Origin of the sequence: Pseudovibrio sp. Tun.PSC04-5.I4, from assembly GCF_900104145.1 — a bacterium.
GTDB lineage: Bacteria > Pseudomonadota > Alphaproteobacteria > Rhizobiales > Stappiaceae > Pseudovibrio.
This window is the reverse complement of record NZ_FNLB01000002.1, coordinates 31,113-48,603: the sequence shown is the minus strand read 5'-3', so window position 1 is coordinate 48,603 and position 17,491 is coordinate 31,113. Positions and strand designations below refer to the sequence as shown.

Annotated in this window: 10 protein-coding genes; all 10 read right to left on the bottom strand. The window is 55.3% G+C overall.

Going from position 1 to position 17,491, the window contains the following annotated elements; translation table 11 throughout:
• Positions 1-161: 161 nt before the first annotated feature.
• The 10 genes from BLS62_RS03450 to BLS62_RS03410 all read right to left on the bottom strand — a co-directional run bounded on the left by BLS62_RS03450 (position 162) and on the right by BLS62_RS03410 (position 17,415).
• Positions 162-410, bottom strand: coding sequence for an Ig-like domain-containing protein (locus BLS62_RS03450; RefSeq protein WP_159436472.1), 249 nt, complete (start codon positions 408-410; stop codon positions 162-164).
• Positions 407-556, bottom strand: coding sequence for a hypothetical protein (locus BLS62_RS32755; protein ID WP_093177096.1), 150 nt, complete (start codon positions 554-556; stop codon positions 407-409). The genes BLS62_RS03450 and BLS62_RS32755 overlap by 4 nt, the downstream gene beginning before the upstream one ends.
• Positions 553-864, bottom strand: coding sequence for a hypothetical protein (locus BLS62_RS32030; protein ID WP_093177093.1), 312 nt, complete (start codon positions 862-864; stop codon positions 553-555). The genes BLS62_RS32755 and BLS62_RS32030 overlap by 4 nt, the downstream gene beginning before the upstream one ends.
• Positions 861-1,952: an Ig-like domain-containing protein gene (locus BLS62_RS03435; RefSeq protein ID WP_093177089.1), complete on the bottom strand. Its 1,092-nt coding sequence runs from the start codon at positions 1,950-1,952 to the stop codon at positions 861-863. The genes BLS62_RS32030 and BLS62_RS03435 overlap by 4 nt, the downstream gene beginning before the upstream one ends.
• Positions 1,949-2,407 (bottom strand): Ig-like domain-containing protein, encoded by a 459-nt coding sequence (locus BLS62_RS03430; protein WP_159436471.1) that lies wholly within the window; start codon positions 2,405-2,407, stop codon positions 1,949-1,951. Before BLS62_RS03430 ends, BLS62_RS03435 begins: the two co-directional genes overlap by 4 nt.
• On the bottom strand, positions 2,404-3,582 hold the full coding sequence (locus BLS62_RS03425) for an Ig-like domain-containing protein (RefSeq protein WP_244283490.1): 1,179 nt from the start codon (positions 3,580-3,582) through the stop codon (positions 2,404-2,406). The genes BLS62_RS03430 and BLS62_RS03425 overlap by 4 nt, the downstream gene beginning before the upstream one ends.
• The gene (locus BLS62_RS30965; protein ID WP_159436469.1) at positions 3,555-4,223 is read right to left on the bottom strand and encodes an Ig-like domain-containing protein; all 669 of its coding nucleotides are present in this window, start codon (positions 4,221-4,223) and stop codon (positions 3,555-3,557) included. The genes BLS62_RS03425 and BLS62_RS30965 overlap by 28 nt, the downstream gene beginning before the upstream one ends.
• Positions 4,224-4,268: 45 nt before the next feature.
• Positions 4,269-4,481: a hypothetical protein gene (locus BLS62_RS30685; protein WP_143521495.1), complete on the bottom strand. Its 213-nt coding sequence runs from the start codon at positions 4,479-4,481 to the stop codon at positions 4,269-4,271.
• 78 nt (positions 4,482-4,559) lie between these two features.
• The gene (locus BLS62_RS03415; protein WP_143521494.1) at positions 4,560-4,820 is read right to left on the bottom strand and encodes a hypothetical protein; all 261 of its coding nucleotides are present in this window, start codon (positions 4,818-4,820) and stop codon (positions 4,560-4,562) included.
• A complete protein-coding gene (locus tag BLS62_RS03410; RefSeq protein ID WP_093177074.1) occupies positions 4,744-17,415 on the bottom strand; it encodes an Ig-like domain-containing protein in 12,672 nt (4,223 codons plus the stop codon). The genes BLS62_RS03415 and BLS62_RS03410 overlap by 77 nt, the downstream gene beginning before the upstream one ends.
• Positions 17,416-17,491: the final 76 nt, after the last annotated feature.

Genomic DNA, 17,491 nt, shown 5'->3' with positions numbered 1-17,491 from the left:
GGTTGAGGGCGCCGTGAAGGTGACTGTCTCATTTGGAACCGGATTGTTGCCGCTGTCTCGGACGGTGACAACAAGTGGATTTGAAAAGGCGGTTGAGATCACTGCGTCTTGAGGAGACCCAGAGTCGGCCGTGATTGAGGCTGCGGCCCCGACGCTATTTGTCAGAGGGAAATCAGCTGTTGTTGCAACACCGCAACACTGGCTACCACTGTGTAAGCGCCGACTGTGCTGTTTGCTGTGACGCTCAAACTGATCTGACCGGCAGCGTCGGTGGTTTCTGTTTGAACGTCAGGGTCCAGACTTGCATTGGTTGAGGGCGCCGTGAAGGTGACTGTCTCATTTGGAACCGGATTGTTGCCGCTGTCTCGGACGGTGACAACAAGTGGATTTGCAAAGGCGGTTGAGATCACTGCGTCTTGAGGAGACCCAGAGTCGGCCGTGATTGAGGCTGCGGCCCGACGCTATTTGTCAGAGGGAAATCAGCTGTTGTTGCAACACCGCCAACACTGGCTACCACTGTGTAAGCGCCGACTGTGCTGTTTGCTGTGACGCTCAAACTGATCTGACCGGCAGCGTCGGTGGTTTCTGTTTGAACGTCAGGGTCCAGACTTGCATTGGTTGAGGGCGCCGTGAAGGTGACTGTCTCATTTGGAACCGGATTGTTGCCGCTGTCTCGGACGGTGACAACAAGTGGATTTGAAAGGCGGTTGAGATCACTGCGTCTTGAGGAGACCCAGAGTCGGCCGTGATTGAGGCTGCGGCCCCGACGCTATTTGTCAGAGGGAAATCAGCTGTTGTTGCAACACCGCCAACACTGGCTACCACTGTGTAAGCGCCGACTGTGCTGTTTGCTGTGACGCTCAAACTGATCTGACCGGCAGCGTCGTGGTTTCTGTTTGAACGTCAGGGTCCAGACTTGCATTGGTTGAGGGCGCCGTGAAGGTGACTGTCTCATTTGGAACCGGATTGTTGCCGCTGTCTCGGACGGTGACAACAAGTGGATTTGTAAAGGCGGTTGAGATCACTGCGTCTTGAGGAGACCCAGAGTCGGCCGTGATTGAGGCTGCGGCCCCGACGCTATTTGTCAGAGGGAAATCAGCTGTTGTTGCAACACCGCCAACACTGGCTACCACTGTGTAAGCGCCGACTGTGCTGTTTGCTGTGACGCTCAAACTGATCTGACCGGCAGCGTCGGTGGTTTCTGTTTGAACGTCAGGGTCCAGACTTGCATTGGTTGAGGGCGCCGTGAAGGTGACTGTCTCATTTGGAACCGGATTGTTGCCGCTGTCTCGGACGGTGACAACAAGTGGATTTGTAAAGGCGGTTGAGATCACTGCGTCTTGAGGAGACCCAGAGTCGGCCGTGATTGAGGCTGCGGCCCCGACGCTATTTGTCAGAGGGAAATCAGCTGTTGTTGCAACACCGCCAACACTGGCTACCACTGTGTAAGCGCCGACTGTGCTGTTTGCTGTGACGCTCAAACTGATCTGACCGGCAGCGTCGGTGGTTTCTGTTTGAACGTCAGGGTCCAGACTTGCATTGGTTGAGGGCGCCGTGAAGGTGACTGTCTCATTTGGAACCGGATTGTTGCCGCTGTCTCGGACGGTGACAACAAGTGGATTTGTAAAGGCGGTTGAGATCACTGCGTCTTGAGGAGACCCAGAGTCGGCCGTGATTGAGGCTGCGGCCCCGACGCTATTTGTCAGAGGGAAATCAGCTGTTGTTGCAACACCGCCAACACTGGCTACCACTGTGTAAGCGCCGACTGTGCTGTTTGCTGTGACGCTCAAACTGATCTGACCGGCAGCGTCGGTGGTTTCTGTTTGAACGTCAGGGTCCAGACTTGCATTGGTTGAGGGCGCCGTGAAGGTGACTGTCTCATTTGGAACCGGATTGTTGCCGCTGTCTCGGACGGTGACAACAAGTGGATTTGTAAAGGCGGTTGAGATCACTGCGTCTTGAGGAGACCCAGAGTCGGCCGTGATTGAGGCTGCGCCCCGACGCTATTTGTCAGAGGGAAATCAGCTGTTGTTGCAACACCGCCAACACTGGCTACCACTGTGTAAGCGCCGACTGTGCTGTTTGCTGTGACGCTCAAACTGATCTGACCGGCAGCGTCGGTGGTTTCTGTTTGAACGTCAGGGTCCAGACTTGCATTGGTTGAGGGCGCCGTGAAGGTGACTGTCTCATTTGGAACCGGATTGTTGCCGCTGTCTCGGACGGTGACAACAAGTGGATTTGTAAAGGCGGTTGAGATCACTGCGTCTTGAGGAGACCCAGAGTCGGCCGTGATTGAGGCTGCGGCCCCGACGCTATTTGTCAGAGGGAAATCAGCTGTTGTTGCAACACCGCCAACACTGGCTACCACTGTGTAAGCGCCGACTGTGCTGTTTGCTGTGACGCTCAAACTGATCTGACCGGCAGCGTCGTGGTTTCTGTTTGAACGTCAGGGTCCAGACTTGCATTGGTTGAGGGCGCCGTGAAGGTGACTGTCTCATTTGGAACCGGATTGTTGCCGCTGTCTCGGACGGTGACAACAAGTGGATTTGCAAAGGCGGTTGAGATCACTGCGTCTTGAGGAGACCCAGAGTCGGCCGTGATTGAGGCTGCGGCCCCGACGCTATTTGTCAGAGGGAAATCAGCTGTTGTTGCAACACCGCCAACACTGGCTACCACTGTGTAAGCGCCGACTGTGCTGTTTGCTGTGACGCTCAAACTGATCTGACCGGCAGCGTCGGTGGTTTCTGTTTGAACGTCAGGGTCCAGACTTGCATTGGTTGAGGGCGCCGTGAAGGTGACTGTCTCATTTGGAACCGGATTGTTGCCGCTGTCTCGGACGGTGACAACAAGTGGATTTGTAAAGGCGGTTGAGATCACTGCGTCTTGAGGAGACCCAGAGTCGGCCGTGATTGAGGCTGCGGCCCCGACGCTATTTGTCAGAGGGAAATCAGCTGTTGTTGCAACACCGCCAACACTGGCTACCACTGTGTAAGCGCCGACTGTGCTGTTTGCTGTGACGCTCAAACTGATCTGACCGGCAGCGTCGGTGGTTTCTGTTTGAACGTCAGGGTCCAGACTTGCATTGGTTGAGGGCGCCGTGAAGGTGACTGTCTCATTTGGAACCGGATTGTTGCCGCTGTCTCGGACGGTGACAACAAGTGGATTTGTAAAGGCGGTTGAGATCACTGCGTCTTGAGGAGACCCAGAGTCGGCCGTGATTGAGGCTGCGGCCCCGACGCTATTTGTCAGAGGGAAATCAGCTGTTGTTGCAACACCGCCAACACTGGCTACCACTGTGTAAGCGCCGACTGTGCTGTTTGCTGTGACGCTCAAACTGATCTGACCGGCAGCGTCGGTGGTTTCTGTTTGAACGTCAGGGTCCAGACTTGCATTGGTTGAGGGCGCCGTGAAGGTGACTGTCTCATTTGGAACCGGATTGTTGCCGCTGTCTCGGACGGTGACAACAAGTGGATTTGTAAAGGCGGTTGAGATCACTGCGTCTTGAGGAGACCCAGAGTCGGCCGTGATTGAGGCTGCGGCCCCGACGCTATTTGTCAGAGGGAAATCAGCTGTTGTTGCCACCGACAACACTGGCTTCCACTGTGTAAGCGCGACTGTGCTGTTGCTGTGACGAAACTGATCTGACCGGCAGCGTCGGTGTTCTGTTTGAACGTCAGACAGACTTGCCCCGTTGAGGGCGCCGTGAAGGTGACAACCACATTTGGAACCGGATTGGTGCCGCTGTCCGGACGGTGACAACAAGTGGATTTGCAAAGGCGGTTGAGATCACTGCGTCTTGAGGAGACCCAGAGTCGGCCGTGATTGTGGCTGCGGCCCCGACGGTATTTGTCAGAGGAAATCAGCTGTTGTTGCACACCGACAACACTGGCTACCACTGTGTAAGCGCCGACTGTGCTGTTTGCTGTGACGAAACTGATCTGACCGGCAGCGTCGGTGGTTTCTGTTTGAACGTCAGGCAGACTTGCCCCGTTGAGGCGCCGTGAAGGTGCATTTGGAACCGGATTGGTGCCGCTGTCCGGACGGTGACAACAAGTGGATTTGCAAAGGCGGTTGAGATCACTGCGTCTTGAGGAGACCCAGAGTCCGTGATTGTGGCTGCGGCCCCGACGGTATTTGTCAGAGGAAATCAGCTGTTGTTGCACACCGACAACACTGGCTTCCACTGTGTAAGCGCCGACTGTGCTGTTTGCTGTGACGCTCAAACTGATCTGACCGGCAGCGTCGGTGGTTTCTGTTTGAACGTCAGGTCAGACTTGTTTGAGGGCGCCGTGAAGGTGACAACCACATTTGGAACCGGATTGTGCCGCTGTCCGGACGGTGACAACAAGTGGATTTGCAAAGGCGGTTGAGATCACTGCGTCTTGAGGAGACCCAGAGTCGGCGAGATTGTGGCTGCGGCCCCGACGGTATTTGTCAGAGGAAATCAGCTGTTGTTGCACACCGACAACACTGGCTTCCACTGTGTAAGCGCCGACTGTGCTGTTTGCTGTGACGTGAAACTGATCTGACCGGCAGCGTCGGTGGTTTCTGTTTGAACGTCAGGCAGACTTGGTTGAGGGCGCCGTGAAGGTGACTGTCTCATTTGGAACCGGATTGTTGCCGCTGTCTCGGACGGTGACAACAAGTGGATTTGTAAAGGCGGTTGAGATCACTGCGTCTTGAGGAGACCCAGAGTCGGCCGTGATTGAGGCTGCGGCCCCGACGCTATTTGTCAGAGGGAAATCAGCTGTTGTTGCAACACCGCCAACACTGGCTACCACTGTGTAAGCGCCGACTGTGCTGTTTGCTGTGACGCTCAAACTGATCTGACCGGCAGCGTCGTGGTTTCTGTTTGAACGTCAGGGTCCAGACTTGCATTGGTTGAGGGCGCCGTGAAGGTGACTGTCTCATTTGGAACCGGATTGTTGCCGCTGTCTCGGACGGTGACAACAAGTGGATTTGAAAGGCGGTTGAGATCACTGCGTCTTGAGGAGACCCAGAGTCGGCCGTGATTGAGGCTGCGGCCCCGACGCTATTTGTCAGAGGGAAATCAGCTGTTGTTGCAACACCGCCAACACTGGCTACCACTGTGTAAGCGCCGACTGTGCTGTTTGCTGTGACGCTCAAACTGATCTGACCGGCAGCGTCGGTGGTTTCTGTTTGAACGTCAGGGTCCAGACTTGCATTGGTTGAGGGCGCCGTGAAGGTGACTGTCTCATTTGGAACCGGATTGTTGCCGCTGTCTCGGACGGTGACAACAAGTGGATTTGTAAAGGCGGTTGAGATCACTGCATCTTGAGGAGACCCAGAGTCGGCCGTGATTGAGGCTGCGGCCCCGACGCTATTTGTCAGAGGGAAATCAGCTGTTGTTGCAACACCGCCAACACTGGCTACCACTGTGTAAGCGCCGACTGTGCTGTTTGCTGTGACGCTCAAACTGATCTGACCGGCCGCGTCTGTGTTTGCTGTTTGAACGTCAGGGTCCAGACTTGCATTGGTTGAGGGCGCCGTGAAGGTGACTGTCTCATTTGGAACCGGATTGTTGCCGCTGTCTCGGACGGTGACAACAAGTGGATTTGTAAAGGCGGTTGAGATCACTGCGTCTTGAGGAGACCCAGAGTCGGCCGTGATTGAGGCTGCGGCCCCGACGCTATTTGTCAGAGGGAAATCAGCTGTTGTTGCAACACCGCCAACACTGGCTACCACTGTGTAAGCGCCGACTGTGCTGTTTGCTGTGACGCTCAAACTGATCTGACCGGCAGCGTCGGTGGTTTCTGTTTGAACGTCAGGGTCCAGACTTGCATTGGTTGAGGGCGCCGTGAAGGTGACTGTCTCATTTGGAACCGGATTGTTGCCGCTGTCTCGGACGGTGACAACAAGTGGATTTGTAAAGGCGGTTGAGATCACTGCGTCTTGAGGAGACCCAGAGTCGGCCGTGATTGAGGCTGCGGCCCCGACGGTATTTGTCAGAGGGAAATCAGCTGTTGTTGCAACACCGCCAACACTGGCTACCACTGTGTAAGCGCCGACTGTGCTGTTTGCTGTGACGCTCAAACTGATCTGACCGGCAGCGTCGGTGGTTTCTGTTTGAACGTCAGGGTCCAGACTTGCATTGGTTGAGGGCGCCGTGAAGGTGACTGTCTCATTTGGAACCGGATTGTTGCCGCTGTCTCGGACGGTGACAACAAGTGGATTTGTAAAGGCGGTTGAGATCACTGCGTCTTGAGGAGACCCAGAGTCGGCCGTGATTGAGGCTGCGGCCCCGACGCTATTTGTCAGAGGGAAATCAGCTGTTGTTGCAACACCGCCAACACTGGCTACCACTGTGTAAGCGCCGACTGTGCTGTTTGCTGTGACGCTCAAACTGATCTGACCGGCCGCGTCGGTGGTTTCTGTTTGAACGTCAGGGTCCAGACTTGCATTGGTTGAGGGCGCCGTGAAGGTGACTGTCTCATTTGGAACCGGATTGTTGCCGCTGTCTCGGACGGTGACAACAAGTGGATTTGTAAAGGCGGTTGAGATCACTGCGTCTTGAGGAGACCCAGAGTCGGCCGTGATTGAGGCTGCGGCCCCGACGCTATTTGTCAGAGGGAAATCAGCTGTTGTTGCAACACCGCCAACACTGGCTACCACTGTGTAAGCGCCGACTGTGCTGTTTGCTGTGACGCTCAAACTGATCTGACCGGCCGCGTCTGTGTTTGCTGTTTGAACGTCAGGGTCCAGACTTGCATTGGTTGAGGGCGCCGTGAAGGTGACTGTCTCATTTGGAACCGGATTGTTGCCGCTGTCTCGGACGGTGACAACAAGTGGATTTGCAAAGGCGGTTGAGATCACTGCGTCTTGAGGAGACCCAGAGTCGGCCGTGATTGAGGCTGCGGCCCCGACGCTATTTGTCAGAGGGAAATCAGCTGTTGTTGCAACACCGCCAACACTGGCTACCACTGTGTAAGCGCCGACTGTGCTGTTTGCTGTGACGCTCAAACTGATCTGACCGGCAGCGTCTGTGGTTGCTGTTTGAACGTCAGGGTCCAGACTTGCATTGGTTGAGGGCGCCGTGAAGGTGACTGTCTCATTTGGAACCGGATTGTTGCCGCTGTCTCGGACGGTGACAACAAGTGGATTTGTAAAGGCGGTTGAGATCACTGCGTCTTGAGGAGACCCAGAGTCGGCCGTGATTGAGGCTGCGGCCCCGACGCTATTTGTCAGAGGGAAATCAGCTGTTGTTGCAACACCGCCAACACTGGCTACCACTGTGTAAGCGCCGACTGTGCTGTTTGCTGTGACGCTCAAACTGATCTGACCGGCCGCGTCTGTGTTTGCTGTTTGAACGTCAGGGTCCAGACTTGCATTGGTTGAGGGCGCCGTGAAGGTGACTGTCTCATTTGGAACCGGATTGTTGCCGCTGTCCAGGACGGTGACAACAAGTGGATTTGTAAAGGCGGTTGAGATCACTGCGTCTTGAGGAGACCCAGAGTCGGCCGTGATTGAGGCTGCGGCCCCGACGCTATTTGTCAGAGGGAAATCAGCTGTTGTTGCAACACCGCCAATACTGGCTACCACTGTGTAAGCGCCGACTGTGCTGTTTGCTGTGACGCTCAAACTGATCTGACCGGCAGCGTCTGTGGTTGCTGATTGAACGTCAGGGTCCAGACTTGCATTGGTTGAGGGCGCCGTGAAGGTGACTGTCTCATTTGGAACCGGATTGTTGCCGCTGTCTCGGACGGTGACAACAAGTGGATTTGCAAAGGCGGTTGAGATCACTGCGTCTTGAGGAGACCCAGAGTCGGCCGTGATTGAGGCTGCGGCCCCGACGCTATTTGTCAGAGGGAAATCAGCTGTTGTTGCAACACCGCCAACACTGGCTACCACTGTGTAAGCGCCGACTGTGCTGTTTGCTGTGACGCTCAAACTGATCTGACCGGCCGCGTCTGTGTTTGCTGTTTGAACGTCAGGGTCCAGACTTGCATTGGTTGAGGGCGCCGTGAAGGTGACTGTCTCATTTGGAACCGGATTGTTGCCGCTGTCTAGGACGGTGACAACAAGTGGATTTGTAAAGGCGGTTGAGATCACTGCGTCTTGAGGAGACCCAGAGTCGGCCGTGATTGAGGCTGCGGCCCCGACGCTATTTGTCAGAGGGAAATCAGCTGTTGTTGCAACACCGCCAACACTGGCTACCACTGTGTAAGCGCCGACTGTGCTGTTTGCTGTGACGCTCAAACTGATCTGACCGGCCGCGTCGGTGGTTTCTGTTTGAACGTCAGGGTCCAGACTTGCATTGGTTGAGGGCGCCGTGAAGGTGACTGTCTCATTTGGAACCGGATTGTTGCCGCTGTCCAGGACGGTGACAACAAGTGGATTTGTAAAGGCGGTTGAGATCACTGCGTCTTGAGGAGACCCAGAGTCGGCCGTGATTGAGGCTGCGGCCCCGACGCTATTTGTCAGAGGGAAATCAGCTGTTGTTGCAACACCGCCAACACTGGCTACCACTGTGTAAGCGCCGACTGTGCTGTTTGCTGTGACGCTCAAACTGATCTGACCGGCAGCGTCGGTGGTTTCTGTTTGAACGTCAGGGTCCAGACTTGCATTGGTTGAGGGCGCCGTGAAGGTGACTGTCTCATTTGGAACCGGATTATTGCCGCTGTCTCGGACGGTGACAACAAGTGGATTTGTAAAGGCGGTTGAGATCACTGCGTCTTGAGGCGACCCAGAGTCGGCCGTGATTGAGGCTGCGGCCCCGACGCTATTTGTCAGAGGGAAATCAGCTGTTGTTGCAACACCGCCAACACTGGCTACCACTGTGTAAGCGCCGACTGTGCTGTTTGCTGTGACGCTCAAACTGATCTGACCGGCAGCGTCGGTGGTTTCTGTTTGAACGTCAGGGTCCAGACTTGCATTGGTTGAGGGCGCCGTGAAGGTGACTGTCTCATTTGGAACCGGATTGTTGCCGCTGTCTCGGACGGTGACAACAAGTGGATTTGTAAAGGCGGTTGAGATCACTGCATCTTGAGGAGACCCAGAGTCGGCCGTGATTGAGGCTGCGGCCCCGACGCTATTTGTCAGAGGGAAATCAGCTGTTGTTGCAACACCGCCAACACTGGCTACCACTGTGTAAGCGCCGACTGTGCTGTTTGCTGTGACGCTCAAACTGATCTGACCGGCAGCGTCGGTGGTTTCTGTTTGAACGTCAGGGTCCAGACTTGCATTGGTTGAGGGCGCCGTGAAGGTGACTGTCTCATTTGGAACCGGATTGTTGCCGCTGTCTCGGACGGTGACAACAAGTGGATTTGCAAAGGCGGTTGAGATCACTGCGTCTTGAGGAGACCCAGAGTCGGCCGTGATTGAGGCTGCGGCCCCGACGCTATTTGTCAGAGGGAAATCAGCTGTTGTTGCAACACCGCCAACACTGGCTACCACTGTGTAAGCGCCGACTGTGCTGTTTGCTGTGACGCTCAAACTGATCTGACCGGCAGCGTCGGTGGTTTCTGTTTGAACGTCAGGGTCCAGACTTGCATTGGTTGAGGGCGCCGTGAAGGTGACTGTCTCATTTGGAACCGGATTGTTGCCGCTGTCTCGGACGGTGACAACAAGTGGATTTGTAAAGGCGGTTGAGATCACTGCGTCTTGAGGCGACCCAGAGTCGGCCGTGATTGAGGCTGCGGCCCCGACGCTATTTGTCAGAGGGAAATCAGCTGTTGTTGCAACACCGCCAACACTGGCTACCACTGTGTAAGCGCCGACTGTGCTGTTTGCTGTGACGCTCAAACTGATCTGACCGGCAGCGTCGGTGGTTTCTGTTTGAACGTCAGGGTCCAGACTTGCATTGGTTGAGGGCGCCGTGAAGGTGACTGTCTCATTTGGAACCGGATTGTTGCCGCTGTCTCGGACGGTGACAACAAGTGGATTTGTAAAGGCGGTTGAGATCACTGCGTCTTGAGGAGACCCAGAGTCGGCCGTGATTGAGGCTGCGGCCCCGACGCTATTTGTCAGAGGGAAATCAGCTGTTGTTGCAACACCGCCAACACTGGCTACCACTGTGTAAGCGCCGACTGTGCTGTTTGCTGTGACGCTCAAACTGATCTGACCGGCAGCGTCGGTGGTTTCTGTTTGAACGTCAGGGTCCAGACTTGCATTGGTTGAGGGCGCCGTGAAGGTGACTGTCTCATTTGGAACCGGATTGTTGCCGCTGTCTCGGACGGTGACAACAAGTGGATTTGTAAAGGCGGTTGAGATCACTGCGTCTTGAGGAGACCCAGAGTCGGCCGTGATTGAGGCTGCGGCCCCGACGCTATTTGTCAGAGGGAAATCAGCTGTTGTTGCAACACCGCCAACACTGGCTACCACTGTGTAAGCGCCGACTGTGCTGTTTGCTGTGACGCTCAAACTGATCTGACCGGCCGCGTCTGTGTTTGCTGTTTGAACGTCAGGGTCCAGACTTGCATTGGTTGAGGGCGCCGTGAAGGTGACTGTCTCATTTGGAACCGGATTGTTGCCGCTGTCTCGGACGGTGACAACAAGTGGATTTGAAAAGGCGGTTGAGATCACTGCGTCTTGAGGAGACCCAGAGTCGGCCGTGATTGAGGCTGCGGCCCCGACGCTATTTGTCAGAGGGAAATCAGCTGTTGTTGCAACACCGCCAACACTGGCTACCACTGTGTAAGCGCCGACTGTGCTGTTTGCTGTGACGCTCAAACTGATCTGACCGGCAGCGTCTGTGTTTGCTGTTTGAACGTCAGGGTCCAGACTTGCATTGGTTGAGGGCGCCGTGAAGGTGACTGTCTCATTTGGAACCGGATTGTTGCCGCTGTCTCGGACGGTGACAACAAGTGGATTTGAAAAGGCGGTTGAGATCACTGCGTCTTGAGGAGACCCAGAGTCGGCCGTGATTGAGGCTGCGGCCCCGACGCTATTTGTCAGAGGGAAATCAGCTGTTGTTGCAACACCGCCAACACTGGCTACCACTGTGTAAGCGCCGACTGTGCTGTTTGCTGTGACGCTCAAACTGATCTGACCGGCAGCGTCGGTGGTTTCTGTTTGAACGTCAGGGTCCAGACTTGCATTGGTTGAGGGCGCCGTGAAGGTGACTGTCTCATTTGGAACCGGATTGTTGCCGCTGTCTCGGACGGTGACAACAAGTGGATTTGAAAAGGCGGTTGAGATCACTGCGTCTTGAGGAGACCCAGAGTCGGCCGTGATTGAGGCTGCGGCCCCGACGCTATTTGTCAGAGGGAAATCAGCTGTTGTTGCAACACCGCCAACACTGGCTACCACTGTGTAAGCGCCGACTGTGCTGTTTGCTGTGACGCTCAAACTGATCTGACCGGCAGCGTCTGTGTTTGCTGTTTGAACGTCAGGGTCCAGACTTGCATTGGTTGAGGGCGCCGTGAAGGTGACTGTCTCATTTGGAACCGGATTGTTGCCGCTGTCTCGGACGGTGACAACAAGTGGATTTGAAAAGGCGGTTGAGATCACTGCGTCTTGAGGAGACCCAGAGTCGGCCGTGATTGAGGCTGCGGCCCCGACGCTATTTGTCAGAGGGAAATCAGCTGTTGTTGCAACACCGCCAACGCTGGCTACCACTGTGTAAGCGCCGACTGTGCTGTTTGCTGTGACGCTCAAACTGATCTGACCGGCAGCGTCGGTGGTTTCTGTTTGAACGTCAGGGTCCAGACTTGCATTGGTTGAGGGCGCCGTGAAGGTGACTGTCTCATTTGGAACCGGATTGTTGCCGCTGTCTCGGACGGTGACAACAAGTGGATTTGTAAAGGCGGTTGAGATCACTGCGTCTTGAGGAGACCCAGAGTCGGCCGTGATTGAGGCTGCGGCCCCGACGCTATTTGTCAGAGAGAAAGTTCCTGTTGCAGTAACAGCGCCAACACTGGCAGTGACTGTGTAAGGCCCGCCAGCTGTGCTGTTTGCTATGGCGTCAAAACTGGCCACACCGTTAGCGTCAGTCTCTGCTGTGTCAGTGGCAGAGACGTCCAGACTTGCCCCGGATGAGGGCGCCGTGAAGGTGACTTCCACACCCTCTAACACATTGCCGCCGCTGTCCTTGACTTCCACAACAAGTGGATCTGAGAAGGCGGTTGAGATCACTGCGTCTTGAGGAGACCCAGAGATGTAAGTGACTGTGTCTACGGCCCCGACGTTATTTGTCAGAGAGAAAGTTCCTGTTGCAGTAACAGCGCCAACACTGGCAGTGACTGTGTAAGGCCCGCCAGCTGTGCTGTTTGCTATGGCGTCAAAACTGGCCACACCGTTAGCGTCAGTCTCTGCTGTGTCAGTGGCAGAGACGTCCAGACTTGCCCCGGATGAGGGCGCCGTGAAGGTGACTTCCACACCCTCTAACACATTGCCGCCGCTGTCCTTGACTTCCACAACAAGTTGATCTGAGAAGGCGGTTGAGATCACTGCGTCTTGAGGAGACCCAGAGATGTAAGTGACTGTGTCTACGGCCCCGACGTTATTTGTCAGAGAGAAAGTTCCTGTTGCAGTAACAGCGCCAACACTGGCAGTGACTGTGTAAGGCCCGCCAGCTGTGCTGTTTGCTATGGCGTCAAAACTGGCCACACCGTTAGCGTCAGTCTCTGCTGTGTCAGTGGCAGAGACGTCCAGACTTGCCCCGGATGAGGGCGCCGTGAAGGTGACTTCCACACCCTCTAACACATTGCCGCCGCTGTCCTTGACTTCCACAACAAGTTGATCTGAGAAGGCGGTTGAGATCACTGCGTCTTGAGGAGACCCAGAGATGTAAGTGACTGTGTCTACGGCCCCGACGTTATTTGTCAGAGAGAAAGTTCCTGTTGCAGTAACAGCGCCAACACTGGCAGTGACTGTGTAAGGCCCGCCAGCTGTGCTGTTTGCTATGGCGTCAAAACTGGCCACACCGTTAGCGTCAGTCTCTGCTGTGTCAGTGGCAGAGACGTCCAGACTTGCCCCGGATGAGGGCGCCGTGAAGGTGACTTCCACACCCTCTAACACATTGCCGCCGCTGTCCTTGACTTCCACAACAAGTTGATCTGAGAAGGCGGTTGAGATCACTGCGTCTTGAGGAGACCCAGAGATGTAAGTGACTGTGTCTACGGCCCCGACGTTATTTGTCAGAGAGAAAGTTCCTGTTGCAGTAACAGCGCCAACACTGGCAGTGACTGTGTAAGGCCCGCCAGCTGTGCTGTTTGCTATGGCGTCAAAACTGGCCACACCGTTAGCGTCAGTCTCTGCTGTGTCAGTGGCAGAGACGTCCAGACTTGCCCCGGATGAGGGCGCCGTGAAGGTGACTTCCACACCCTCTAACACATTGCCGCCGCTGTCCTTGACTTCCACAACAAGTGGATCTGAGAAGGCGGTTGAGATCACTGCGTCTTGAGGAGACCCAGAGATGTAAGTGACTGTGTCTACGGCCCCGACGTTATTTGTCAGAGAGAAAGTTCCTGTTGCAGTAACAGCGCCAACACTGGCAGTGACTGTGTAAGGCCCGCCAGCTGTGCTGTTTGCTATGGCGTCAAAACTGGCCACACCGTTAGCGTCAGTCTCTGCTGTGTCAGTGGCAGAGACGTCCAGACTTGCCCCGGATGAGGGCGCCGTGAAGGTGACTTCCACACCCTCTAACACATTGCCGCCGCTGTCCTTGACTTCCACAACAAGTTGATCTGAGAAGGCGGTTGAGATCACTGCGTCTTGAGGAGACCCAGAGATGTAAGTGACTGTGTCTACGGCCCCGACGTTATTTGTCAGAGAGAAAGTTCCTGTTGCAGTAACAGCGCCAACACTGGCAGTGACTGTGTAAGGCCCGCCAGCTGTGCTGTTTGCTATGGCGTCAAAACTGGCCACACCGTTAGCGTCAGTCTCTGCTGTGTCAGTGGCAGAGACGTCCAGACTTGCCCCGGATGAGGGCGCCGTGAAGGTGACTTCCACACCCTCTAACACATTGCCGCCGCTGTCCTTGACTTCCACAACAAGTTGATCTGAGAAGGCGGTTGAGATCACTGCGTCTTGAGGAGACCCAGAGATGTAAGTGACTGTGTCTACGGCCCCGACGTTATTTGTCAGAGAGAAAGTTCCTGTTGCAGTAACAGCGCCAACACTGGCAGTGACTGTGTAAGGCCCGCCAGCTGTGCTGTTTGCTATGGCGTCAAAACTGGCCACACCGTTAGCGTCAGTCTCTGCTGTGTCAGTGGCAGAGACGTCCAGACTTGCCCCGGATGAGGGCGCCGTGAAGGTGACTTCCACACCCTCTAACACATTGCCGCCGCTGTCCTTGACTTCCACAACAAGTGGATCTGAGAAGGCGGTTGAGATCACTGCGTCTTGAGGAGACCCAGAGATGTAAGTGACTGTGTCTACGGCCCCGACGTTATTTGTCAGAGAGAAAGTTCCTGTTGCAGTAACAGCGCCAACACTGGCAGTGACTGTGTAAGGCCCGCCAGCTGTGCTGTTTGCTATGGCGTCAAAACTGGCCACACCGTTAGCGTCAGTCTCTGCTGTGTCAGTGGCAGAGACGTCCAGACTTGCCCCGGATGAGGGCGCCGTGAAGGTGACTTCCACACCCTCTAACACATTGCCGCCGCTGTCCTTGACTTCCACAACAAGTTGATCTGAGAAGGCGGTTGAGATCACTGCGTCTTGAGGAGACCCAGAGATGTAAGTGACTGTGTCTACGGCCCCGACGTTATTTGTCAGAGAGAAAGTTCCTGTTGCAGTAACAGCGCCAACACTGGCAGTGACTGTGTAAGGCCCGCCAGCTGTGCTGTTTGCTATGGCGTCAAAACTGGCCACACCGTTAGCGTCAGTCTCTGCTGTGTCAGTGGCAGAGACGTCCAGACTTGCCCCGGATGAGGGCGCCGTGAAGGTGACTTCCACACCCTCTAACACATTGCCGCCGCTGTCCTTGACTTCCACAACAAGTTGATCTGAGAAGGCGGTTGAGATCACTGCGTCTTGAGGAGACCCAGAGATGTAAGTGACTGTGTCTACGGCCCCGACGTTATTTGTCAGAGAGAAAGTTCCTGTTGCAGTAACAGCGCCAACACTGGCAGTGACTGTGTAAGGCCCGCCAGCTGTGCTGTTTGCTATGGCGTCAAAACTGGCCACACCGTTAGCGTCAGTCTCTGCTGTGTCAGTGGCAGAGACGTCCAGACTTGCCCCGGATGAGGGCGCCGTGAAGGTGACTTCCACACCCTCTAACACATTGCCGCCGCTGTCCTTGACTTCCACAACAAGTTGATCTGAGAAGGCGGTTGAGATCACTGCGTCTTGAGGAGACCCAGAGATGTAAGTGACTGTGTCTACGGCCCCGACGTTATTTGTCAGAGAGAAAGTTCCTGTTGCAGTAACAGCGCCAACACTGGCAGTGACTGTGTAAGGCCCGCCAGCTGTGCTGTTTGCTATGGCGTCAAAACTGGCCACACCGTTAGCGTCAGTCTCTGCTGTGTCAGTGGCAGAGACGTCCAGACTTGCCCCGGATGAGGGCGCCGTGAAGGTGACTTCCACACCCTCTAACACATTGCCGCCGCTGTCCTTGACTTCCACAACAAGTTGATCTGAGAAGGCGGTTGAGATCACTGCGTCTTGAGGAGACCCAGAGATGTAAGTGACTGTGTCTACGGCCCCGACGTTATTTGTCAGAGAGAAAGTTCCTGTTGCAGTAACAGCGCCAACACTGGCAGTGACTGTGTAAGGCCCGCCAGCTGTGCTGTTTGCTATGGCGTCAAAACTGGCCACACCGTTAGCGTCAGTCTCTGCTGTGTCAGTGGCAGAGACGTCCAGACTTGCCCCGGATGAGGGCGCCGTGAAGGTGACTTCCACACCCTCTAACACATTGCCGCCGCTGTCCTTGACTTCCACAACAAGTGGATCTGAGAAGGCGGTTGAGATCACTGCGTCTTGAGGAGACCCAGAGATGTAAGTGACTGTGTCTACGGCCCCGACGTTATTTGTCAGAGAGAAAGTTCCTGTTGCAGTAACAGCGCCAACACTGGCAGTGACTGTGTAAGGCCCGCCAGCTGTGCTGTTTGCTATGGCGTCAAAACTGGCCACACCGTTAGCGTCAGTCTCTGCTGTGTCAGTGGCAGAGACGTCCAGACTTGCCCCGGATGAGGGCGCCGTGAAGGTGACTTCCACACCCTCTAACACATTGCCGCCGCTGTCCTTGACTTCCACAACAAGTGGATCTGAGAAGGCGGTTGAGATCACTGCGTCTTGAGGAGACCCAGAGATGTAAGTGACTGTGTCTACGGCCCCGACGTTATTTGTCAGAGAGAAAGTTCCTGTTGCAGTAACAGCGCCAACACTGGCAGTGACTGTGTAAGGCCCGCCAGCTGTGCTGTTTGCTATGGCGTCAAAACTGGCCACACCGTTAGCGTCAGTCTCTGCTGTGTCAGTGGCAGAGACGTCCAGACTTGCCCCGGATGAGGGCGCCGTGAAGGTGACTTCCACACCCTCTAACACATTGCCGCCGCTGTCCTTGACTTCCACAACAAGTGGATCTGAGAAGGCGGTTGAGATCACTGCGTCTTGAGGAGACCCAGAGATGTAAGTGACTGTGTCTACGGCCCCGACGTTATTTGTCAGAGAGAAAGTTCCTGTTGCAGTAACAGCGCCAACACTGGCAGTGACTGTGTAAGGCCCGCCAGCTGTGCTGTTTGCTATGGCGTCAAAACTGGCCACACCGTTAGCGTCAGTCTCTGCTGTGTCAGTGGCAGAGACGTCCAGACTTGCCCCGGATGAGGGCGCCGTGAAGGTGACTTCCACACCCTCTAACACATTGCCGCCGCTGTCCTTGACTTCCACAACAAGTGGATCTGAGAAGGCGGTTGAGATCACTGCGTCTTGAGGAGACCCAGAGATGTAAGTGACTGTGTCTACGGCCCCGACGTTATTTGTCAGAGAGAAAGTTCCTGTTGCAGTAACAGCGCCAACACTGGCAGTGACTGTGTAAGGCCCGCCAGCTGTGCTGTTTGCTATGGCGTCAAAACTGGCCACACCGTTAGCGTCAGTCTCTGCTGTGTCAGTGGCAGAGACGTCCAGACTTGCCCCGGATGAGGGCGCCGTGAAGGTGACTTCCACACCCTCTAACACATTGCCGCCGCTGTCCTTGACTTCCACAACAAGTTGATCTGAGAAGGCGGTTGAGATCACTGCGTCTTGAGGAGACCCAGAGATGTAAGTGACTGTGTCTACGGCCCCGACGTTATTTGTCAGAGAGAAAGTTCCTGTTGCAGTAACAGCGCCAACACTGGCAGTGACTGTGTAAGGCCCGCCAGCTGTGCTGTTTGCTATGGCGTCAAAACTGGCCACACCGTTAGCGTCAGTCTCTGCTGTGTCAGTGGCAGAGACGTCCAGACTTGCCCCGGATGAGGGCGCCGTGAAGGTGACTTCCACACCCTCTAACACATTGCCGCCGCTGTCCTTGACTTCCACAACAAGTGATCTGAGAAGGCGGTTGAGATCACTGCGTCTTGAGGAGACCCAGAGATGTAAGTGACTGTGTCTACGG